This window comes from Pseudomonas sp. Pso3, assembly GCF_055393275.1.
Genome location: NZ_AP043687.1, coordinates 2,941,878 through 2,963,419, shown reverse-complemented (window position 1 = coordinate 2,963,419; position 21,542 = coordinate 2,941,878). Strand labels below are relative to the sequence as shown.

General features: G+C 65.8%; 22 protein-coding genes. 6 read left to right on the top strand and 16 right to left on the bottom strand.

The genetic code is table 11. The features are described from left to right. Positions 1 to 118: 118 nt before the first annotated feature. Both ACZ5R1_RS13950 and ACZ5R1_RS13945 read left to right on the top strand, forming a co-directional pair. Positions 119 to 583 carry a YkvA family protein gene (locus ACZ5R1_RS13950; RefSeq protein ID WP_007162160.1) on the top strand — a complete coding sequence of 155 codons (465 nt, stop codon included), beginning with the start codon at positions 119 to 121 and terminating at the stop codon, positions 581 to 583. A 5-nt stretch (positions 584 to 588) separates the two neighbouring features. Next, positions 589 to 960, top strand: coding sequence for a hypothetical protein (locus ACZ5R1_RS13945; RefSeq protein WP_007162161.1), 372 nt, complete (start codon positions 589 to 591; stop codon positions 958 to 960). Positions 961 to 963: 3 nt separating this feature from the next. Here ACZ5R1_RS13945 and ACZ5R1_RS13940 read toward each other — a convergent pair whose 3' ends face one another. Further along, complete coding sequence (locus ACZ5R1_RS13940; RefSeq protein ID WP_027597661.1) at positions 964 to 2,709, bottom strand: bifunctional diguanylate cyclase/phosphodiesterase; 1,746 nt, start codon at positions 2,707 to 2,709, stop codon at positions 964 to 966. A gap of 92 nt (positions 2,710 to 2,801) precedes the next feature. Then, the gene (locus ACZ5R1_RS13935) at positions 2,802 to 4,883 is read right to left on the bottom strand and encodes a carboxy terminal-processing peptidase (protein WP_007162163.1); all 2,082 of its coding nucleotides are present in this window, start codon (positions 4,881 to 4,883) and stop codon (positions 2,802 to 2,804) included. 237 nt (positions 4,884 to 5,120) lie between these two features. Here ACZ5R1_RS13935 and ACZ5R1_RS13930 point away from each other — a divergent pair, with 237 nt between their 5' ends. After that, a complete protein-coding gene (locus ACZ5R1_RS13930) occupies positions 5,121 to 6,083 on the top strand; it encodes an NAD(P)H-quinone oxidoreductase (protein WP_027597662.1) in 963 nt (320 codons plus the stop codon). Positions 6,084 to 6,256: 173 nt separating this feature from the next. On the opposite strand, the gene ACZ5R1_RS13925 is transcribed toward ACZ5R1_RS13930, so the two are convergent. From ACZ5R1_RS13925 to ACZ5R1_RS13900, 6 genes are read right to left on the bottom strand one after another with little or no spacing between them, the layout of a single operon-like run. Further along, entirely contained in the window at positions 6,257 to 6,910 is a 654-nt protein-coding gene (locus tag ACZ5R1_RS13925) for an HAD family hydrolase (protein WP_027601263.1), read from the bottom strand. Further along, entirely contained in the window at positions 6,907 to 7,896 is a 990-nt protein-coding gene (locus tag ACZ5R1_RS13920; protein ID WP_027597664.1) for an ABC transporter ATP-binding protein, read from the bottom strand. Before ACZ5R1_RS13920 ends, ACZ5R1_RS13925 begins: the two co-directional genes overlap by 4 nt. After that, positions 7,893 to 8,678: an ABC transporter permease gene (locus ACZ5R1_RS13915; protein WP_027597665.1), complete on the bottom strand. Its 786-nt coding sequence runs from the start codon at positions 8,676 to 8,678 to the stop codon at positions 7,893 to 7,895. Before ACZ5R1_RS13915 ends, ACZ5R1_RS13920 begins: the two co-directional genes overlap by 4 nt. Beyond that, positions 8,665 to 9,498 carry an ABC transporter permease gene (locus ACZ5R1_RS13910; RefSeq protein ID WP_108581969.1) on the bottom strand — a complete coding sequence of 278 codons (834 nt, stop codon included), beginning with the start codon at positions 9,496 to 9,498 and terminating at the stop codon, positions 8,665 to 8,667. The genes ACZ5R1_RS13915 and ACZ5R1_RS13910 overlap by 14 nt, the downstream gene beginning before the upstream one ends. Further along, positions 9,495 to 10,292, bottom strand: coding sequence for an alkaline phosphatase family protein (locus ACZ5R1_RS13905; RefSeq protein WP_464712412.1), 798 nt, complete (start codon positions 10,290 to 10,292; stop codon positions 9,495 to 9,497). Before ACZ5R1_RS13905 ends, ACZ5R1_RS13910 begins: the two co-directional genes overlap by 4 nt. 4 nt (positions 10,293 to 10,296) lie before the next feature. Beyond that, entirely contained in the window at positions 10,297 to 11,358 is a 1,062-nt protein-coding gene (locus ACZ5R1_RS13900) for an ABC transporter substrate-binding protein (RefSeq protein WP_464712411.1), read from the bottom strand. Positions 11,359 to 11,540: 182 nt separating this feature from the next. On the opposite strand from ACZ5R1_RS13900, the gene ACZ5R1_RS13895 reads away from it, so the two are divergent. Continuing rightward, on the top strand, positions 11,541 to 12,278 hold the full coding sequence (locus tag ACZ5R1_RS13895) for a UTRA domain-containing protein (RefSeq protein WP_044341329.1): 738 nt from the start codon (positions 11,541 to 11,543) through the stop codon (positions 12,276 to 12,278). 7 nt (positions 12,279 to 12,285) lie between these two features. Here ACZ5R1_RS13895 and ACZ5R1_RS13890 read toward each other — a convergent pair whose 3' ends face one another. The 6 genes from ACZ5R1_RS13890 to minC all read right to left on the bottom strand — a co-directional run bounded on the left by ACZ5R1_RS13890 (position 12,286) and on the right by minC (position 16,996). Then, positions 12,286 to 13,575 (bottom strand): M18 family aminopeptidase, encoded by a 1,290-nt coding sequence (locus ACZ5R1_RS13890; protein WP_314586471.1) that lies wholly within the window; start codon positions 13,573 to 13,575, stop codon positions 12,286 to 12,288. A gap of 87 nt (positions 13,576 to 13,662) precedes the next feature. After that, entirely contained in the window at positions 13,663 to 14,241 is a 579-nt protein-coding gene (locus ACZ5R1_RS13885) for a class I SAM-dependent methyltransferase (RefSeq protein ID WP_464712410.1), read from the bottom strand. A 43-nt stretch (positions 14,242 to 14,284) separates the two neighbouring features. Next, positions 14,285 to 14,920 carry an RluA family pseudouridine synthase gene (locus ACZ5R1_RS13880; RefSeq protein ID WP_464712409.1) on the bottom strand — a complete coding sequence of 212 codons (636 nt, stop codon included), beginning with the start codon at positions 14,918 to 14,920 and terminating at the stop codon, positions 14,285 to 14,287. A gap of 116 nt (positions 14,921 to 15,036) precedes the next feature. After that, positions 15,037 to 15,291: a cell division topological specificity factor MinE gene (minE, locus tag ACZ5R1_RS13875; protein WP_007162175.1), complete on the bottom strand. Its 255-nt coding sequence runs from the start codon at positions 15,289 to 15,291 to the stop codon at positions 15,037 to 15,039. Further along, positions 15,288 to 16,106, bottom strand: a complete 819-nt coding sequence (minD, locus tag ACZ5R1_RS13870) for a septum site-determining protein MinD (RefSeq protein ID WP_027597673.1) — start codon at positions 16,104 to 16,106, stop codon at positions 15,288 to 15,290. The genes minE and minD overlap by 4 nt, the downstream gene beginning before the upstream one ends. 134 nt (positions 16,107 to 16,240) lie before the next feature. After that, complete coding sequence (gene minC, locus ACZ5R1_RS13865) at positions 16,241 to 16,996, bottom strand: septum site-determining protein MinC (protein WP_027597674.1); 756 nt, start codon at positions 16,994 to 16,996, stop codon at positions 16,241 to 16,243. A 151-nt stretch (positions 16,997 to 17,147) separates the two neighbouring features. On the opposite strand from minC, the gene ACZ5R1_RS13860 reads away from it, so the two are divergent. Beyond that, entirely contained in the window at positions 17,148 to 18,083 is a 936-nt protein-coding gene (locus ACZ5R1_RS13860; protein WP_464712408.1) for a lipid A biosynthesis lauroyl acyltransferase, read from the top strand. Then, positions 18,084 to 19,220 (top strand): patatin-like phospholipase family protein, encoded by a 1,137-nt coding sequence (locus ACZ5R1_RS13855; protein WP_027597676.1) that lies wholly within the window; start codon positions 18,084 to 18,086, stop codon positions 19,218 to 19,220. It abuts the gene before it with no gap. A gap of 3 nt (positions 19,221 to 19,223) precedes the next feature. On the opposite strand, the gene ACZ5R1_RS13850 is transcribed toward ACZ5R1_RS13855, so the two are convergent. Together ACZ5R1_RS13850 and ACZ5R1_RS13845 are read right to left on the bottom strand one after the other, a co-directional pair. Next, positions 19,224 to 19,940, bottom strand: a complete 717-nt coding sequence (locus tag ACZ5R1_RS13850; RefSeq protein ID WP_223855461.1) for an MlaA family lipoprotein — start codon at positions 19,938 to 19,940, stop codon at positions 19,224 to 19,226. A gap of 97 nt (positions 19,941 to 20,037) precedes the next feature. Next, complete coding sequence (locus ACZ5R1_RS13845) at positions 20,038 to 21,348, bottom strand: alpha/beta fold hydrolase family protein (RefSeq protein WP_027597678.1); 1,311 nt, start codon at positions 21,346 to 21,348, stop codon at positions 20,038 to 20,040. Positions 21,349 to 21,542: the final 194 nt, after the last annotated feature.

Below are 21,542 nucleotides of genomic sequence, written 5' to 3'. Positions count from 1 at the left end.
CAGGGCGTTTTACATTGGACGGCGGGAAACCCTGCCGCAGCGGTGCGATCCAAGCAAGGGCGCAAAGACCTGTGGTTTACGGGTCTCTGGCCAATGCTCTCTCCTGCTCGAGGTGTCCATGAAGCCGCCGAAGAATTTTGATCGCTACCTTGGTATCGCCCAGCGCCTGCTGATCCGTGGCCGCCTGCCCGCGTTGTTGCTCGGCGTAGCGCGCAAGACCAGCAAGCGCGGCCTCAAGCTGGGCGAGGCCCGCGACACCCTGAGTCTGTTCCATCAGCTGTTGCTGGCCTGGTGGCGAGGCGAATACCGCGGCGTGAGTCGCAAGACGCTGCTGACCGTCGCCGGCGGTCTGGTCTACTTCCTGCTGCCCATCGATCTCATTCCCGACTGGGTGCCCATGTTCGGTCTGTTCGACGACCTCGCCGTGCTGGCCTGGGTCGGCAAGGCCTGCAGCGATGAGCTGGACGGCTTTCGGGCCTGGCGCGCCAACCGCACCGCGAGCCAGCAGGCGGCCCTGGCGGCCCTGCCCGACAAGCACGAGCGGCCGGCGCCCGGCGTCGCCCTCGATCAGTTGCGGGATTGAGGGATTTGAGCGTACGCATCAGTCGCCAGCACTGGCTGGCCTTGCTGGATGAACTGGAGAGCGCGCGGCGCAGCCGCAGTCTCCTGACCTACCGCTCGGTGATCGAACGGCTGGGGCTGCCCCAGCCGGCGATGGTCACCCTGACCACGGCGCTAGAGTATCTGGCCGCCCTCGATCGGCGCGAGGGTCGGCCGCTGCGCAGTGCGCTGGTGGTCAGCCAGAGCGGTACGCGCATCCCCCGTGAAGGTTTCTTCGACTGTGCCCTGCGCCTGGGCGCCCTGGAAGGTTCGCCGCCCGTCACCGACGCCATCAGCTGGCATGCGGCCGAAGTGACCCGGGTGTTCGATCACCGCTATCCCGACCATCGCCAGGAATAGGCGTCAGGCCCGCATCAGGTGCAGGCTGTAGCCGGGCACCCTTTTGGCATTGCGCTTGGCCTCCGAGGCCAGCGCCGCCACTCCGCTGGCATCCACCCGCTGGCCGGCCTCTCGGTCCAGTTCCACCACCCCCAGGGACAGCGACAGCAGCGGATACTCGCGCCGGCGGCCGTCCCTGTCGTAGGCCAGGAAACAGCCGGCCTCCAGGTGCTCGCTGCGATAGAAATGTCGGCAGCGCTCCTGGAAGGCCGCCATCAGGCCATTGAGGCGCCGCCGCCAGTCCGCCGACCCCAGCACCACCAGGAAGTCGTCACCGCCGATGTGGCCGACGAAGTCCTGCTGTGGATCCAGGCGCTCGGACAGGGTCTGCGCCAGGCAGAGCAAGACCTCGTCGCCCTTGGCGTAGCCATAGAGGTCGTTGAAGGGCTTGAAGCCGTCGATGTCGACGTAGCACACCACGGCTTCGCGCTGCTGATCCAGCAGCCGGGTCAGGCACTGCTGGATGGGCACGTTACCGGGCAGCTGGGTGAGGGGGTTGGCATGCTTGGCCTGCTGGATGCGCTGTTCGGTGATCAGGCGCAGCACGTCCATCACCCGTCCGACGCCGACATAGCGACCGCCTTCGGTGATGATGAAATCCTCTTCGATGCGCTGGCGTGCCCGGGCGGTGAGCAGGCGGCTGACCTGCTGCAGTGACTGGCCGGATTCGGTCGCCAGGAAGTCCTGGCTCATCAGTCGGGCGATGGGCTTGCGCGCGAACACCTCGTGGGCGAAGGGCTTGAGCAGCGCCGAACTCAGTTCGTGATGGTGGACGATACCCACCGGGCGATCGTCTTCGTCCACCACCGCCAGGGTGTTTAGGCTCGGCTGCAGGCGGAAACGCTCCAGCACTTCGGGAATGAGCATGTCCTGGCCGACCGCGACCTGCTCGACCCGGAGACTGGCAACGGTGGTCGATTCTTCGGCAAGCTCGGAACTGCGGACCTCCATCACCGGCAGCAGGGTCTGGATCTCGCGCGGTGGGGCGGCGGTCGGTCGACCCAGCAGATAGCCCTGGACCAGATCCACGCCCATGCTTGCCAGGGTCGAGAGCTCTTCGTGGGTCTCGATGCCTTCGGCGATCACCTGGGCGCGCGAGGCTTCGGCCATCTTCAGGATGGAGCCGACGAATTCGCGCTTCACCGCATCGCGGTGGATGGACTCGATGAAGTGACGATCGATCTTGACGAAGTCCGGGCGCAATTCCGACCAGCGCCGGAGACTGGAATAGCCGGCGCCCAGGTCGTCGAGGGCGATGGAAAAGCCCATGGCGCGGTAGTGGTGCAGGGCGGTGGCTAGCAGCGCGAAGTCATCGATGGGCGCCTGCTCGGTGAGCTCGATCACCACCTGCGCCGGGGAAAGACCCAGGCGCTGCAGCAGTTTGAGGGTCTGGCCCGACTGGTGCGCCGGTTCCAGCAGGGTTTCCGGACAGACGTTGAGAAACAGCAGGCCATCCAGCGCCAGCTCGCGAAAGGTCTGGCAGGACTGCTGGCGTGCGGCGATTTCCAGTTCGGACAGGCGACCGGCCTGGCGGGCGGTGGCATAGAGGGGCAGGGGGGATTGCAGCGGGGTATTCGAGGCGCCGCGAATGAGGGCCTCGTAGCCGAGGATGCGTCGCTCGCTCAAGGACACTATGGGTTGAAAGAGCGAATGCAACTCGCGGTTGGCGAGAATGCGATCCAACACCCCAGCCTGGTCGTTAAGCGTCATGATAAGCCTGCAGGAACCCGGAAACGAAAATGCCCGGGGGTCGCAGGTGGCGACCCCCGGGCATTTCACGACAGAGATGTGACGTTTTGATGTCAGCGCTTGGGCGGCGTCTGGCTCAGGTCCAGGTAGTCCAGCAGCACATGGCCGGACTCCATGAGATAGGCGTCGTCCTGCGGCTTGGTCTTGTCGTCGTCGATCGCCGGGTTGTCCTCGTCGATCTTCTTCAGCTCCTTGAGCGGGGCTTCGCCCTTGCCCTTGCGACGCTGGTTTTCCATGGCCAGCTGGCGCTCGTCCAGGGCGGTCTGCTCGGCGCGGCGCTTCTTCTCGTCGAGGCTGACGGTGGTATCCGCCGCCAGTTCCTGGGCCAGCTTCAGGCGCTCGCGGGCAAAGATGAAGTCGGGATCCTTCTGCACCCGCACGTCATGGCGCTTGACCAGTTCCGGCAGGTAGTTGGCGAAGGGATTGCTCAGACCGGTCACCGCCGGGGCGATGGTGTCCCAGGGCATGGAGTCGGGCAGGGCGCTCTCGCCGATCTGCTTGGTGTCCACCACCGCCGGATAGTCGATGTCCGGCAGTACACCCTGGTGCTGGGTGCTCTGGCCGGAGACGCGGTAGAACTTGGCGATGGTCAGCTTCAGCTCGCCATGGTTGAGCGGCTGGATGGTCTGGACGGTGCCCTTGCCGAAGGTCTGGCCGCCGACGATCAGCGCCCGGTGATAGTCCTGCATGGCGCCGGCGAAGATCTCCGAGGCCGAGGCGGACAGGCGATTGACCAGCACGGTCAGCGGGCCCTTGTAGAAGGCGCCGCCTTCGTCGTCGGCCAGCACCTCGACCTTGCCGTCGCCATTGCGCACCAGCACGGTGGGACCCTGGTCGATGAACAGCCCGGTCAGTTCGGTGGCTTCCTGCAGCGAGCCGCCGCCGTTGTTGCGCAGGTCCAGGACGATGCCATCGACCTTTTCCTTCTGCAGCTCGCCGATGAGCTTCTTCACGTCACGCGTGGTGCTCTTGTAGTTCGGGTCGCCGGCGCGATAGGCCTTGAAGTCCAGATAGAAGGCCGGTACGTCGATCACGCCGAGCTTGTAGTGCTTGCCCTCGTGGGGCACGTCGATCACGTGCTTCTGCGCCGCCTGCTCTTCGAGCTTGACCGCTTCGCGGGTGATGGTGACGATCTTGGTCTTCTGGTCGTTTGGCGCATTGCTCGCCGGGATGACCTCCAGGCGGACCTTGGAGCCCTTGGGTCCGCGGATCAGCTTGACCACCTCGTCCAGCCGCCAGCCGATGACGTCGACCATCTCGCCGTCGCCCTGGGCGACGCCGACGATCTTGTCCGCCGGGGCGATCTGCTTGGACTTGTCGGCCGGGCCGGCCGGTACCAGGCGCAGGATCTGCACGTAGTCGTTGTCGTTCTGCAACACTGCGCCGATGCCTTCCAGCGACAGGCTCATGTTGATGTCGAAATTTTCCGCGCTTTCCGGGGAGAGATACTGGGTGTGCGGGTCGTAGGACTCGGCGAAGGCGTTGATGTAGGTCTGGAAGACGTCTTCGCTGCGGGTCTGGTTGAGCCGTGCCAGTTGATTCTTGTATCTCTTGGTCAGCTGCTGCTGGATCTGCTGGTCGGTCTTGCCGGACAGGCGCAGGCGCAGGACCTCGTCCTTGAGCTTGCGGTGCCAGAGATCGTCCAGCGCAGCGGTGTCCGCCGGCCAGGCCGCCTTCTCGCGATTGGTGTTGAAGGATTCGTCGACGGTGAAGTCGAGCTTGCCGATGCCGGCGTTGAGCAGACCCAGGCCGTAGTTCAGCCGCTCGGTCATACGCTGGGCATAACGCCGGTAGATGGCGAAGCCCGGTTCGAGGTTACCCTGCTTGAGGTAGTCGTCGAAGCGGGTGCGCGAGGCGTCGAATTCGCGAATGTCGGCGGCATTGAAATACAACCGGCCGGGATCAAGCATCTTCAGATAGCTGTCGTAGATCTTGATCGACTGGGCATCGTTGAGCGGCGGCTTGCTGTAGTGGTGCCGCTTGAGCAACTCGACGATGTTGAGGCTGGCGATGACCTGGTCGCGATCGGGTTGCAGTTTCTCGGCGCCTACCGGCGCGTTGGGCTTGGCGAAGAGGGGCGTTGCGCTGACGCCAAGCAGGACAACGAGGGCGGTACGGGACAAGAGCTGCTTCATGTGTATTCGACTAATGCACGGAAAGGAATAGGCTATAGGCCCTTCCCGGCCCGGGCGGTTCCGCGGCCAGGGGAAGTATGACGGGCGCTGACGAAAGTCGTCTGACGGCGGTCTGAAGGGTAGCGGCGATCGGAGGGGAAGGCTGTGACAGCCCCGCGTCTTCCGGTCCGCTCGACTCCCGCAGAACCCGCCGGCGCAGGCGCTTTTCGTCAAAGCCTGAGCCACTATGGAGGCACCGTGAACGCATTGCAAGGTATCGAAGGGCAACTGGAATGGCAGTCACTGAGCGCGCGCGCGCTGGCGCCTGGGGAAATTCGCATCAAGGTGGCGGCTGCCGGTCTCAACCGCGCGGACCTGCTGCAGCTGGCGGGCAACTATCCGCCGCCGCCCGGCGCGCCGGCGACCCTGGGCCTCGAATGTGCCGGGGTGGTCAGCGAGACCACTGCGGATTCGCGCTGGCAGGTCGGTGACCGCGTCTGCGCGCTGCTGGCTGGCGGTGGCATGGCCAGCGAGGTGGTGGTGGACGGGCGTCAGGCGGCCTCCGTGCCGGAAGGCCTGTCGCTGATCGAGGCCGCGGCGCTGCCCGAGGTCTGGGCGACCGCCTGGAGCAACCTGTTCGATCTGGCCGCGCTGCAGCCGGGCGAAAAGGTACTGCTGCACGCCGGTGCCAGCGGCGTCGGCTCGGCCGCCATCCAGCTGTGCAAGGCCTTCGGCAATCCCTGCTGGGTCAGCGTCGGCTCCCAGGATCGCCTGGCGCATTGCGAGCGCCTCGGTGCCGAGGGCGGGGTGCTGCGCAAGACCGATCTGGAAGGGCTGCGCGATTTCGCCCCCTTCCACGTCATCCTCGATCCGGTCGGCGCGAACTATGCGTCGCTCAATCTGGATCTGCTGGGCCAGGACGGACGCTGGGTGCTGATCGGCCTCATGGGCGGTCGCCAGGCCGAGATGGATCTGGGCAAGGTGCTCGGCAAGCGCATCCGCATCATCGGCTCGACGCTGCGCAACAGATCCGTGGAATTCAAGGCCAAGACCATGAGATCCCTGGAGGCCAAGGTGTGGCCGCTGTTCGCCGAAGGCAAGCTGAACGTCAACCTGGAACGCCGCTTCGCCGCCCAGAACGCCGAAGCCGCCTTTGCCGCCCTGGAAAGCAACGAGGTGAACGGCAAGGTGGTGCTGGTGCTGGACGAAGGGCTGGAGTAGCACCCACGGCCAGGGTTATCGCGGCCATGGCGGTCCGCCGCTACGGCCGCTCCTACAGATCGAGTCCGCTGTAGGCGCAACTGTCTTTATCGCGGCCATGGGCCGCTCCTACGAGGGGTGATGCTTCTGTAGGAGCGGCCCATGGCCGCGATAACATTCGTGTCTGACTGACTCTACCGCCAGCTGAGGATCGGCCAGCCAGCCTGTGCCGCGCGCTCGCGTAGTACCGGATCGGGGTTGACCACGTGCGGCTTGCCCACCGCTTCGAGCAGCGGCAGGTCGTTGCGCGAGTCGGAGTAGAAGCTGGCGCCAGCCAGCAGGCTGCGGTCGCCGCCGAGCAGTTCCAGCAGGCGGGTCAGCTTGCCTTCGCGAAAGGTCATGACGCCCTCGACCTGGCCGCTGTAGACGCCGTGATTGACCTGCAGGTCGATGGCCAGCACTTCTTCCACGCCGAGGCGTTCGGCGATGGGCTCCACCAGATGCACCCCGGAAGCCGAGACGATGATCACCCGGTCGCCGGCCGCGCGGTGGGCGGCGATGCACTTCATGGCGTCGCTGAAGATCAGGGGTTCGATGACGTCCTCGACCCAGGGCCCGACCTCGAAATCCACTTCCTCGGGCGTGCGGCCCACCAGGGGTTCGAGGTGGAAGGCCATGTAGTCTTCCATGGCCAACTCGCCCTGGGCGTACGCCGCCATCAGCTCGCTGTCGCGCCGCACGAAGGACTCGCGGTCGACCCAGCCGAGCACGCCCATCTGCTGGCTCCACAGGCTGGAACAGTCACCGTCGATAAGGGTTTCGTCGAGATCGAAAATCGCCAGGGTCATGCCACTTCTCTCAGGCTGTCGGAATCGACGGCCAGGGTGACGGCTGTGCCGTTCGGCTGCAAGGCCGTCGGCCCATGGTTGAGAACGTCGACATTGAGTTCGCAGGCTTCGGTGGCGATCCGGTAGCGGATCACGTTGCCCAACAGGCTGTGACCGACGATGCGGCCGCTGAAACCGCCAGCGACGCCGAGTCGGATGGCCTCGGGGCGAATCGCCACCTGCCCCTGGAAGGTCTGGCCGAACAGGCGGCTGGCCTGGTCGGCGCTGAGCAGGTTGTAGTTGCCGATGAAGCCGGCGGCGAAGGCATCCACCGGTGCGGTGTAGAGGGTCTCGGCATCGCCGCTCTGGACGATGCGGCCTTCGCGCATCAGCACGATGCGATCGGACAGGGTGAGGGCTTCTTCCTGATCGTGGGTGACGAACACCGTGGTCAGGCCCAGCTCCTGCTGGATGGCGCGGATCTGTTCGCGCAGGTGGCGACGGATGCGGGCATCCAGCGCCGAGAGGGGTTCGTCCAGCAGCAGCAGCCGCGGCCGCACGATCAGCGAGCGCGCCAGGGCCACGCGCTGGCACTGGCCGCCGGAGAGCTGGTGCGGATAGCGCTCGGCGAAGCCCTGCAGTTCTACCAGGGTCAGGGCCTCGCGCACCCGCTGCTCGATTTCGTCCCGCGCCAGGCGCTGCATGCGCAGGCCGAAGGCGACGTTCTGCGCCACGGTCATGTTGGGAAACAGCGCATAGCTCTGGAACACCATGGCGATGCCACGGCGTTGCGGCGGCAGGTGGGTGATGTCCTGTCCCGCCAGCACGATGGCGCCGCGATCGACCTCGGTGAGCCCGGCCAGGCAGCGCAGCAGGGTGGACTTGCCGCAGCCCGAGGGGCCGAGCAGGGTCACCAGTTCGCCCTGTTCCGCATGGAATTCGATGTCGGTGAACAGGGTATTGGCGCCGTAGCGCTTGTGCAGTCCCTTGACCGCGAGATAGCTCATGTCCGCTCCCGATTCAGGCGATTAGCGATCCAAGTCAGCAGCAGGACCGCGAGGAAGTAGGAGATCACCAGGGCGCTGGTCAGGTGGCCGCTGCCGTTGCGCAGGTTGTAGAGATAGATCTGCAGGGTCTCGTAGCGCGTCCCCACCAGCAGGTTGGCGAAGACGAATTCGCCGATGAGAAAGGAGAAGGACAGGAACAGGGCCACCATCAGGCCGGTGCGCAGATTGGGCAGCACCACCAGCAGGGCGGCGCGCCAGGAGCTGGCGCCGAGCAGGTGGGCGGCGTCCATCAGGTCGCGCAGATTCAGCGCCTGGAGGTTGTTGCTGATGGCGCGGTACATGAAGGGCAGGGCGATGGTGAAGTAGCAGAACACCAGGATCCAGGGCGTGCCGGTCAGCGGCAGCGGCCCGCTCGCATAGAGCTGCAGCAGGCCCACCGCCGAGACCACCGGCGGCACGGCGAACGGCAGGAGGATCAGCACGTTCATCAGCGCATCCAGCCGGGGGAAGTGATAGGCGACGGCGAACATGGTCGGCAGGATCAGCACGCAGGACAGCGCCAGGGCGCCAAAGCAGATCGCCAGGGAGCGACCGAAGGCGGCGAGAAAGCGCGGATCGCTCCACAGCTGCAGGTACCACTTGAAGGTGAAGCCCGCCGGCAGCAGGGTCGCCGACCACTGGGTGGCCAGGGAATATATAAGGGTCGCGGCGAGGGGCGTGAACAGGATCAGGAACAGGATCCAGACCACCAGCCGATGGTAGAGGCGCTCAGCTCTGGACATGACGACTCCGCCGCAGCAGCCATTGATGGACGAGGGTGATCAGGGTCATGAAGGCCACCAGCAGCATGGCCAGCGCCGCGGCCAGGTTGGGCTCCAGATAGATGTCGCCGGAGACCAGGGCGGCGATGCGCACCGGCACTACGTTGAAGTTGCCGACGGTAAGGGCATAGACCGTGGCGTAGGCACCCAGGGCGTTGGCGAGCAGGATGATGAAGGTGCCGATCAGCGCCGGACTGAGCACCGGCAGGCCGATGTGCCGCCAGTATTGCCAGGTGCCGGCACCCAGCAGCGCCGCCGCGTCGCGCCAGTCCTGCTTCAGGGCTTCGAAGGCCGGGAACAGCAGCAGCACGCCCAGGGGAATCTGGAAGTAGGTGTAGATGAGGATCAGGCCGCCCTTGGTGTAGAGGTTGAAGCCTTCGATCAGCCCGAATTGCTTGAGCGCCAGGGTCAGGCAGCCGTTGATCCCCAGCAGGATGATGAAGGCGAAGGCCAGCGGCACCCCGGCGAAGTTGCTGGTCATGTTGGTGAAGGCCACTACGAAGCCGCGCAGCCGCGAGTCGACCCGGGTCAGCGAATAGGCGCCGAGCAGCGCGATCAGCAGGCCGCAGACGCTGGACCAGAGCGAAATCTCCAGGGAGAAGCGGATGGCCTGCAGGTAGAAGGGCGAGCCGAGGATTTCGGCGTAGTTGCCCAGGCCCCAGCCGCTTTCGCTGGAGTTGAAGCTGTTGAAGGCGATCCAGGCCAGGGGCGCCAGCTGGAAGGCGCCGAACACCAGCAGGAAAGGCAGGATCAGCAGCAGGGCGAGTCGGGGCCGCTTCATGCCAGCAGCTCCCGACACAGGGGCTTGTCATGGGCGAGGCCCAGCAGCGTGCAGACGGTGCCGCAGAGCTCCACCTGCAGCGGCGTCGCCTCGCCCAGGGAGAAGCCTGCGCCAAAGACGAACAGGGGCACCTCGCGTTCTTCCGGGAGCGTCCCGCCGTGACTGCGGTCGTCGTTCATGCCGTGATCGGCGGTCACCAGCACCTGGTAGCCGGCGTCCAGCCAGGCGGGCAGGTAGTGGGACAGCAGGCCGTCGGCGCGGCGCGCGGCGTTGCGGTACTCGTGGCTGGAGAGCCCGTGCCGGTGACCGGCATCGTCGATGTTCATCGGATGCACCAGCAGGATGTCCGGGTCATGGGCCAGGCGCAGGTGCTCGGCATCGTCGAACAGATGGGAATCCGGATAGTGGTCGGCGTAATAGAAGTGGCCGTGCTGGATCGGCAGGGCGGTGTCGCTGACGTGCCTGTCCCGTGCCCGGTCGAAGGGGCTGCGGTTGTAGAGTTCGCTGACCCAGTGATAGGCCGCTGCCGCCGTGGTGAGGCCGGCGGCCTGGGCCAGGTGGAAGAAACTGGTCTGGTTGGATAGCCGGTCCACGCCGTTGTGGACGATGCCGCTGCGCACCGGGGGCACCCCGGTGAGCAGGCATTCGTAGAGCGGACGAGAGAGCGAGGGCAACTCGCATTCCAGCCGGTAGAGGCGACCCCGGCCGGCCAGGCAGAGCGCCTGGAGGAAGCCGAGTCCGTGTTCGGCGACCCTCAGGGCGAGTCCGTCCAGTACGACCAGGATGACCTTCATGATGTCACTGCTGCATGTTGATCAGAACGTGTTCCTGCCAGAGCCGCGGCAGGCGCTTGGAGGTCTCTTCCCAGGCCTTGGCATCGGCGATGGGGCGGGCCTTGGCGTATTGCGCCTGGGGCAGCAGCTTGGCCTGGACATCGGCCGGCAGGGTCAGGTGCTCGGCGCGGATCGGCCGGGCATAGCCCTGGGCCAGGTTGATCTGGCCGGCGTCGGAGAAGATGTACTCGCGGGCCAGCTTGGCGGCGTTGGGGTGCTTGGCATACTTGTTGATGATGGTGGTGTAGCCGGAGGTCACCGAGCCATCGGAGGGGATCAGTACCTCGAAGCGCGAGCGATCGATCTGGTCGCGATAGTTGAGGGCATTGAAGTCCCAGACCACGCCGACTTCCACTTCACCCTTCTCGAGGTTGGCCACCACCGGGTTGGTGAAGGCCAGGCGGCCCTGCTTGGCCAGCTTGGCGAAGAAATCCAGCGCCGGCTTGATGTTCTTTTCGTCACCGCCGTTGGCATAGGCCGCCGCCAGTACGCCGCTCACCGCCTGGGAGGCCGCGCTGACGTCGCCGATGGTGACCTTGTAGTTGCCCTTGAGCAGGTCGGCCCAGGAATGGGGAACGTCCTTGACGGTCTGCTTGTTGACGATGAAGGCAATAGTGCCGGTGTAGGCCAGGGCCCAGTGACCGTCGCTGTCCTTGGCCCAGCTCGGGACCTGGTCCCAGGTGCTGGGTTTGTAGGGCTGGGTAACGCCCTTCTGCACGGCGATGGGGCCGAAGGAAGCACCGACGTCACCGATGTCGGCGGAGGCGTTCTCGCCTTCTGCGGCGAACTTGGCGATCTCCTGGGCGGAGCTCATGTCGGTATCCTGGTGCTTGAGTCCGTACTTCTGCTCTAGGTCCTGCCAGGTGCCTTTCCAGTTCGCCCAGGTATCGGGCATGCCGACGCTGTTCACCTCGCCTTCCTTGCGGGCGGCGGCTTCGAGGGCTTTGAGATCGACGGTATCGGCGAAGACGGTACCGGCCTGTACCGCAACGGCTGTGGCCAACAGGGAAGCAAGCATACGGGTCATACGGGCGCTCCAGGGATTAGGGCTTGGTCTAGGTCAGCAAGACACAGGCCAATCTAGGACCGGGGTATGACGATTTGATGGCAATCCGCCCAGGTTCTCTGCTGGCACGGGCGCTGCAGTCGTCACCAAGCGGTCATCTGGCCGTCTTAGTCTCCAACCAAACCCTAGTCGAGGCGTTACGGGTGCACCAATCTGAAACTGGTCTAGTCCAAAGAAGTGCGCCAGGTGCCGGCGCCATCCGCCAGGCCCTGCAGGAGCAGATCGCCCACGGTCTGCTGCCGGCCATGGAGCGCCTGCCGTCCGAGCGCCAGCTGAGCGAACTCTTCGCCACCACCCGCATCACCCTGCGCGAAGCCCTGCTGCAGCTGGAGGCCCTGGGGCTGATCTATCGCGAGGAACGCCGCGGCTGGTTCGTCGCCCCACCGCGCCTGGCCTACAACCCCCTGGCGCGGACCCATTTCCATGCCATGGTGGAAGCCCAGGGTCGCCGACCGGCTACCGAGGTGCTGGCGGCGCGGCAGATGCTGGCCTCGGCGGAGATCTGCCGCCTGCTGGAGTTGCCGGCGCTGTCCAGCGTCTATCAGATCCGCCGGGTCCGCCGCGTGGATGGCCGACTGGTGCTCTATGTCGAGCACTACCTCAATGCCGCCTATTTCCCGGGCCTGCTGGAGCACGACCTGCAGCGCTCTCTCACCGAGCTGTATCGCGACCGCTACGATATCCGCTACGGCGAGGTGCGCTTCGAGATCCTGCCCACGGCGCTGCTGCCGGAAGCGGCCCAGGCGCTGCGGGTGGCCCAGGGCAGTCCGGCGCTGCACATCACCCGCATCAACCACGACCAGCAGGGACGCCTGATCGACTGCGACCTGGAATTCTGGCGGCACGACGCCATCCAGGTCAGGGTCGAGGTGCCGGACTAGACCGGCGTCAGAGCGGCAATTCGCTGCTCGAATAGAAGGCCGTCAGTACCTTGATCAGATGGCCCAGGTCGTGGCTGCCGGCCAATTCGCGGATGGAGTGCATGGCGAAGGTGGGCAGACCGATGTCCACGGTGCGCACGCCCAGCTGTCCGGCGGTGATGGGCCCGATGGTGGAGCCGCAACCCATGTCGCTGCGCACCACGAAACTCTGCACCGGCACCCCTTCGCGCTGGCAGAGGTCGCGGAAGAAGGCCGCGGTCTCGCTGCTGGTGGCATAGCGCTGGTTGGCATTCACCTTGATGACCGGTCCGGCGTTCAGTTTCGGGCCGTGGTTGCCATCGTGCTTGTCGGCGTAGTTGGGGTGCACGCCATGGGCGTTGTCGGCCGAGATCAGCAGCGAGCGCTGCAGGGTGCGGGTAAAGGCATCCCCGACGGGCAACAGGCGCTGCAGCACCTGTTCGAGGAAGGGGCCGTCGGCGCCGCAGCAGGAGGTGGAGCCCACTTCCTCGTGATCGGTGCAGACCAGTACGGCGTTTTCGTTGCCCTCGTCGGCCAGCAGGGCTTCCAGACCGGCATAGCAGGACAGCAGATTGTCCAGGCGCGCGGCGGCGATGAAATCGTCTTCCAAGCCGACCAGGGCAGCGGGCTGGACGTCATAGAAGCTCAGTTCGAAATCCAGCACCTCGGCGTCGTCGAGGCCGTGCTCCTGTTGCAGGCGGGTGGCCAGCAGGGCGCGGAAGTCGCGCCGCTCGCCGGCCGGCACCTGGGCCAGGATCGGCGGCAATTCGTTCTGGGCATTGATGGCCCAGCCCTGGTTGGCTTCGCGATTGAGGTGGATGGCCAGGTTGGGAATGATCGCCAGCGGCTTGCGGAAGTCGATCAGTCGACTCTGCACCCGGCCACCGGCGCGAAAGGTCACCCGGCCCGCCAGGGACAGGTCGCGGTCGAACCAGGGCGCCATCAGCATGCCGCCGTAGACCTCGACGCCCAGTTGCCAGAAGCCCTGCCGCTGCAGCTCCGGCTGCGGCTTGACCTTGAGGCAGGGGCTGTCGGTATGGGCGCCGACCAGGCGCAGACCGCGCTCCAGGGGTTGGGCGCCCAGGCGTACGGCGATCAGCGAGGAATCGTTGCGGGTGACGTAGTAGCGACCACCCGGCTGCACGGACCAGCTCTCGCGCTCGTCCAGGCGCTGGTAGCCGGCGGCTTCGAGACGGCGGGCGAGGGTGGCGGTGGCATGGAAGGGGGTGGGGGAACTGGCGAGGAAATCGATGAGGCCTTGGATCTGATCGGTACGCATGGACGACTCCGGACGACAAGGCGTCCAGTCTAGGTTCTGGACCCGGGGGAGTCGAGCGTAGCGCCGGGCCCAGGGGCACCGCCTTGCTCAGCGGCGCTGCAGCACCAGGTGGTGGATGTGCCAGTGCTTGGGCCGCCCGACCGCGGTATGGCCGTCCTCTTCCTCTTCCCGGTGCAGGAGGACGTCCCAGTCCTGGAGAAACCGCCGCAGGGCCGCGGCGTCGACTACCGTCACGCCCTTGCTGGCCCAGCTGTCCCGCTCGCCGAAGAGCTGGCCACAGAACAGACCACCCTGACGGACCGCCGCCGTGATCCCGTTCCACAGCGCGGGGAAATGGGCCGGTTCACAGAAGGGCAGGGCGAAGCTGGAATTGAGGAGGTCGCAGCGGGGGAGGGTGACCGTCTCGAAGCGGGCCTGGCGGGTTTCCAGGCGCCCCTGCAGCAGGGCCGGCGTGCGCTCGCGCAGCGCGCTCAGGGCCTCGGGCTCGGCATCCAGGGCCAGCACCTGCCAGCCCTGCTCCAGCAGCACCTGGGTGTCGCGACCGGTGCCACAGCCCAGGTCCAGCGCCAAGCCTGGCGGACTCGACCAGGACGAGAGCGCCTGCAGCAAGGTCTCACGCGGACCGCCCGCGGCGGTGGCGGTGTAGTAGGACGTCCAGTGCGACAAGCGGCGTTCCTCCGGTCGAGTGCCTCAGTAGGCCAGCGAAGGATCAGAAAGGCGCGGGACTGGTAAAGCTCATCCGCTCGCCCGAGACGGGATGGGTCAGCGTCAGCAGGCTGGCGTGGAGGCAGAGGCGGGGCCGGAGCGCCAGCGCCTCGCCCTGGGCATAGAGCTGATCGCCCAGCAGCGGATGACCGATGCTGAGCATATGGACGCGCAACTGGTGGGAACGGCCGGTGATGGGGGTGAGTTCCACCCGGCTGTAGTGACCGTGACGCTCCAGCACCTGCCAGAAGGTCAGGGCATGGCGCCCCAGTTCGTGATCCACCACGTGGCGCGGCTTGGTCGGCGGATCGTAGCGCAGCGGCAATTCGATGCGACCGCTGTTGGCGTCCGGCTCGCCCCAGCAGAGGGCGGTATAGGCCTTTTCCGTTTCCCGGTCATGGAATTGCCGGGACAGCTCGCGGTGGCTGTCGGCATCCCGCGCCAGCACGATGACCCCGGAGGTCTCCCAGTCCAGGCGGTGGACGATACGGGCCTCCGGATAGCCGTTTTCCTGCAGGCGGGTCACCAGGCAGTCACGGTTGTCTTCGGCGCGACCGGGGACCGATAGCAGCAGGGTGGGCTTGTCGACCACCAGCAGGGCGTTGTCCTGGTGAATGATACGGATGTTGGAGAGGGGCATGGGCTTCCTGGGGGCCTGCTTGCGAAGCCGGCCCGCGCCTGACGGGCGCAGCGGATTCGACATGGCTTAAACGCCAACGGCGGCCCTGGGGCCGCCGCTGTCCTGCAAGACGCGCCTTAGCGGTCGGGCAGGGTGATGTTGAGTTCGAGGATCGAGCAGCTGCCCTGGTTTTCCAGTTCGACCTGGATCTGGTCCTGCTCGATGGGCACGTACTTGCGGATCACTTCCAGCAGGTCCTTCTGCAGTTGCGGCAGATAGTCCGGCTGCTCGTGGCGCCCGCGTTCGTGGGCCACGATGATCTGCAGCCGCTCCTTGGCTATCGAAGCGCTGTTCTGCTTCTTCCGATCGCGAAAGAAGTCGAAGATGCTCATTCGCCACCACCCCCGAACAGACGTTGCAGGAAGCCTTTCTTCTTCACGTCGAGGAAGCGATAGGCCACTTCCTTGCCGAGCAGTCGCTCCACGGTATCACTGTAGGCCTGACCGGCGTCGCTCTGTTCGTCGAGAATCACCGGAATACCCTGGTTCGACGCCTTGAGCACCGCCTGGGATTCGGGGATCACGCCCAGCAGGCGAATGGACAGGATCTCTTCCACGTCCTCGACGCCGAGCATTTCGCCCTTGGTCACGCGCTCGGGGTTGTAGCGGGTCAGCAGCAGGTGTTCCTTGATGGCTTCCTCGCCCTTTTCCGCGCGCCGCGACTTGCTGGCCAGCAGGCCGAGCATGCGGTCGGAGTCGCGGACCGAGGAGACTTCGGGGTTGGTCACCACGATGGCTTCGTCGGCGAAGTACATCGCCAGGTGGGCACCCTTCTCGATGCCGGCGGGGGAATCGCAGACGATGAAATCGAAGGTCTGCTTGAGTTCGTTGATCACGCGCTCGACGCCATCCTGGGTCAGGGCGTCCTTGTCACGGGTCTGGCTGGCGGCCAGCACGAACAGGTTCTCGAGACGCTTGTCCTTGATCAGGGCCTGGGTCAGGGTGGCTTCGTTGTTGATCACGTTGACGAAGTCGTACACCACGCGGCGCTCGCAGCCCATGATCAGGTCGAGGTTACGCAGGCCGACGTCGAAGTCGACGATGACGGTCTTGTGGCCGCGCAGGGCGAGACCGGTACCGATGGCGGCGCTGCTGGTGGTCTTGCCGACGCCGCCCTTGCCGGAGGTGACTACGAGTACTTTGGCCAAACTGATTCACCTTGATCGAAAGTAATAACTGAAGCGACTCGGTGCCCTCGGTGACGAGATTGCAGGCAGTGTCGCGCTTCGTGTTGCCGTTGGCGGCTTAGGCGCCAAGTGCGAAAAATTCGCGGAAGTATCCGTTAAAGACGGGTGATGTTCAACACATCTCCCACCAGGCTGACCTGCACCGGATTGCCCCATTGTGGATGGCGTCGCAGGTCTTCGGCGACCTTGTACTGGCCGGCGATGGAGAGCAGTTCCGCGGTCAGCTGCTGGCAGAAAATCCGCGCTTTAGTATCACCTTTGACGCCGGCCAGCGCGCGGCCGCGCATGGGTCCATAGACATGGATGTTGCCGTCGGCGAGCAGTTCGGCGCCCGGGCTGACCGGTGCCAGCACCACCAGATCACCGGCCGGGGCATAGAGCTGCACGCCGCCGCGCACCGGTGCGGTGATGATCTTGGTCGGATTGATCGGCGGGGCGGGCGGTACGACCGGTTTGGGCGGTTCCGCCGGCTTCACCGGTTCGCGATCGCGCGGCTCGACCTGGCGCTCGCGGCCACCGGAGCTGGGCGGCAGGATCGGCAGGTCGTAGTCGTTGGCGGCGGCCAGGTCCCCGCTGCGGCTGGCACGCAGGGCCAGGGTGCGCAGACCGTGGCGGCGGCAGAGATCGAGGAGGGCGCCCAGGTCGAGCGGGCCGGCATCCTCGGCAAGCTTGTCCAGGCCCAGCACCAGCGGCGTTTCCTGGAAGAAGTTGGGGGCCTGGGCGACCTTCTGGGCCAGTTGCCGGTCCAGGCGCCCCAGGTCGTTGCGGAGAAGCTCCAGCACGGTCACGGCGAGCATGTTGCCCTTGAGCTGGAAGACGGAGTCGCTTTCGGAAGGATCGGCTGCGGTCATGGTGGGTACTTGTGCTTGGATGGCGGGACTTATAGCGGGATGCCCCGCGTGTCGCAACCCTCACCGGGTGCGGGGGGCCGTGACTGTGAAGGCTACGGGAAATCTGCGCGAGGCCTGTAGAATGGCGCGACTTTTTCATGCAGGAGTTCCGATGGAGCGGCCGTCTTTCCGCCTCGCCTTTCTCAATCCACGTTATTGGCCGCTCTGGCTAGGGCTCGGTCTGCTCTGGCTGCTGGTGCAACTGCCCTACGCCGTGCTGCTGCGTCTGGCCCGGGGACTCGGCTGGATCTTCTATCACGTCGCCGGGCAGCGCCGGGCCATCGCCCGCCGCAATCTGGAACTCTGCTTTCCCCAGCTCGACGAGCAGGCCCGCGACCGCTTGCTCCGGCGCAACTTCGCCAGCAGCGCCATGGCGCTGCTGGAGATGGCCATGAGCTGGTGGTGGCCGCGGCAGCGCCTGGCCCGGCTGGCGCATATCGAAGGCCTCGAGCACCTGCAGGCCGCCCAGCGCGACGGGCAGGGCGTGATCCTCATGGCGCTGCATTTCACCACCCTGGAAATCGGTGCGGCGCTGCTCGGTCAGCGGCATACCATCGATGGCATGTACCGCCAGCACAAGAATCCGGTGTTCGACTTCATCCAGCGCCGTGGTCGCGAGCGCCACAACCTGGACGCCACCGCCATCGAGCGCGAGGACGTGCGCGCCATGCTCAAGGTGCTGCGCGCCGGTCGCGCCATCTGGTACGCGCCGGATCAGGACTACGGCGCCAAGCAGAGCCTCTTCGTGCCGCTGTTCGGCATCCAGGCGGCGACGGTGACGGCCACCACCAAGTTCGCCCGTCTGGGGCGGGCCAGGGTGCTGCCCTTCACCCAGGAACGCCTGGCGGATGGTTCGGGCTATCGCCTGGTCGTTCATCCGCCGCTGGCCGACTTTCCTGGTGAGAGCGAGGAAGCCGACTGCCTGCGCATCAATCAGTGGGTGGAGCACTGCGTCAGCCAGTTGCCCGAGCAGTACCTCTGGGCCCACCGGCGCTTCAAGACCCGCCCGGCCGGTGAGCCCAAGCTCTATCCGAAGAAGAAACGCTAGGTGAGTCTGGGTGGCGAAGGGCGCACGGGGCTGATTCTGGCCGGAGGTGGCGCGCGGGCCGCCTATCAGGTCGGGGTGCTGCAGGTGGTCGCGGACACCCTGGCGGTCCGTTCCGACAATCCCTTTCCGATTCTCGTCGGTACCTCGGCGGGGGCGCTGAACGCCGCCGTGCTGGGCTGTGGCGCCCTGGATTTCGGCCGCGCGGTGGATCGCCTGGCGGCGGTCTGGGCAGGGCTGGACACGGCGATGATCTATCGCAGCGACTGGGCGGGGGCGACCCGCCAGGCCGCGCGCTTCGGGCTGCAGACGCTGTTCGGCGCCTGGCGCCAGGAGCCCCTGGCCCTGCTCGACAACGCCCCGCTGCGAGCCCTGCTCAGCCGCGAGCTGGATTTCTCCGGCATCACCGCCGCCTTGCGCCAGCGCGCCCTGCGCGCCGTGGCAGTCACGGCGTTCGGTTACGCCTCGGGCCAGGCGATGACCTTCTATCAGAGTCATGGCGCCTTGGATCCCTGGTTTCGCCATCGGCGCGTCGGGGTTCCGGCGCGGCTGGCGGTCGACCACCTGCTCGCCAGCACGGCCATTCCGCTGTTCTTTCCGCCGGTGAAGGTGGGGCGTGAATACCTGGGCGATGGCTCGGTGCGGCAGACGGCGCCCATCAGTCCGGCGCTGCATCTGGGGGCGGATCGCATCCTGGTCATAGGGCTCGGCGCGCCCGGGGGGCACGAGCACGGCCTGCAGGGTCGGCCGCCGACGGTGGCGCAGATCGGCGGCCACCTGCTCAACAGCACCTTCGTCGATGCCCTGGACAGCGACACCGAAACCCTGCGGCGTCTCAATCTGCTGAGCAGTGCGCTGCCGGCGGGGGATCCGGTCAGCGGACGGTTCTGCCGTCCCGTGGAGATGCTGGTGATCGCGCCCAGCCAGCCGCTGGCGGATATCGCCACCCACCATCGCAAGCGCCTGCCGCCGGCCTTGCGGCAGTTGCTGCGCGGCGTCGGGGTGAACCGGCCTTCGGGCAGTGCACTGCTCAGCTATCTGCTGTTCGAGGCGGCCTATTGCCAGGAACTCATGGCGCTGGGACGGGCCGATGCCCAGGCCCGCCTACCGGAGCTGCGGGCCTTTCTCGCCGGCGCCTAGGCCTTATTCGGCGATCTGCAGTTCCCGCGCCTTGGTGTAGAAGTAGCGGATCTTCTCGTACTCGAAGGGCGAGTTGAGCTGGCCGTATCTCATGTCGGTCACGTACCTGAGGTTGATGCCGCGCAGCACCATGATCTCCGGATGACGACTGCTCTCGTCGCTGACGTTGAGGAAGTTGATCTGCGCCTCGGCGGCGAAGTCCACCGCCAGGCCACCGGTGTCGCGCAGGTTGGACGGGCCGAGGATCGGCAGCATCAGGAAGGGACCGTCACCCACGCCATAGAAGCCCAGGGTCTGGCCGAAGTCTTCCGGCTGCTTGATCAGCCCGACGCGGGTCGCCGGATCCCACAGGCCGAACACCCCCACGGTGGTGTTGAGCAGCAGCCGGCCGGTGGTGTCCAGGGCGCGGCGGCCCTTGAACTGCAGCAGGCTGTTGAGCAGGTTGTTGACGTCGCCCAGGTTGCTGAAGAAGTTGCTCACGCCCGAGCGGACGAAGCGCGGGGTGATATAGCGATAGCCATTGACCACCGGCAGCAGGACCCACTCGTCCAGCCGATAGTTGAAGTGGTAGACGTGGCGGTTCCAGGATTCGAAGGGGTCGTAGACGTCCAGCGCCACCAGTGACGCCCGTTCGAATTCGCGCTGGTCCAGCCCCGGGTTGTACTTGAGGGTCGACAGCGGATTGCTGAAGCCGTCGGCGCCCACAGGCGCGGCCGGCATGGTGTCCGAGCCGATGGTCAGGGTGGAGGAGGGCGGCGGGCTCGATTCGGCAGCGAATACCGAGGCACTGGCCATCAGGAGAAGAGCGAGCAGGGACTTAACCACGGGCGAAGAACTCCAGCATGGCGTTCGCGTTGACGCGGTAGTTGAGATTGCCGCAATGGCCGCCGTGGGGATAGACGGTCAAGCGATCGCCAAAGGTCTTGCGCAGGAAACCGAGGTCGCCCGGGCCGAGGATGATGTCGTCGGCATTGTGCATGACGCCGATCTTCGGGCTGCTCTTCAGATAGTCTTCCAGCGCGGTGAGGCTGGACTTGCGCGCCAGATCGTCGAGGTTCTGCCCCTTGAAGTTCTTTTGCCAGAACGGCATCACCTGCTCGGTCATGTAGCAGTCGAAATCGCACTGCAGCGAACGGGCGAAGAAGCGCGTCAGGCTGGTGCCCTCGCTGATCGGGTAGGTCGGCGGGGTGATCAGGCCGCGGCGGTTGATCAGGTCGGAGGTAAAGGCGATGTCGGCTGCCGAGAAGCGGAAGGACGAGCCGATCAGCATGGCCAGTTCTTCGTTGCTCAGCCGCTCCGGCGAGCGCTGGAAGTCGCGCACCACGGCGTCGTTGAAGTCGACGTAGCCCTTTTCCTGGAAGTAGCGGGTCAGCTTGGACAGGATCAGCTCGTAGAAGGTGCGGTTGTTGGTGACGCCCTTCACCTCGGTCTGCACCAGGCGATCCAGGTTGCGTACCGAGGTCAGCAGATTGACCGGCGGATTGACCATCAGCACCTTCTTGAAGTTGAAGCTGCGCTGGCTCTCGTCCAGGTAGGACACGAAGGCGGCGTCCAGGCCACCCAGGCTGTAGCCGGTCAGGTAGTAGTCGGTGACCGGCAGCTTGGGATGCTGGGCGCGCACCGCCTGCATGGCCCGATAGAGGTCCTCGGCATCGTGCGGGGTGTAGCCCGGGGTGGCCGTACGCGACACCGACACCATGAAGTCCCAGCTGGTGGGCGACGACAGCTGCACCACGTGGTAGCCGGCCGCGTAATACAGCCGCTTGAGGTATTCCTGGGTGCTGGAGGAATAGTTGGCCCCGGTGCCGGCGATCAGGAAGATCAGCGGCGCAGGATGGTCCTGGCGGGCGAGGCGGTAGTGGAATTTCTTCACCGGCCAGAAGTTGCCGGGCAGCTGGTATTCCCGCTCCGGACGCAGGTTGAGACTGTAGTCATCCTGGTCGATGGTGCTTTCGGGCGGCAGCTCGGGGCGGAATTTTTCCGGCGTGGTGACGATGGTGGCTTCGAAAGGATTGACCAGTGGATAGCCATAGGTGGCGGCATCCACTTCGGCGGCCGCGTGCGCGGTACCCCAGAGGCCGGAAAACAGCGCGCCCAGCAGGGCGGCGACGCGCAACGGAAGACGCATGGACAGAGTCCTTTCAGAGGGCTTGAGAGCGTAGGTAAGACAACGACTCGCCGATAGGTTGCATCGGCAAGCGAAGGTTTCTGCGAGGCGTCGATTACAGAGCGGTCGACGGGCTGCGTCAAGCGACATCGGATGTCGCGAAAAGTGCAGCTCTTGTCGCTAACCGGTCGTTATGCGTCGTCCAGGCGGTAGTG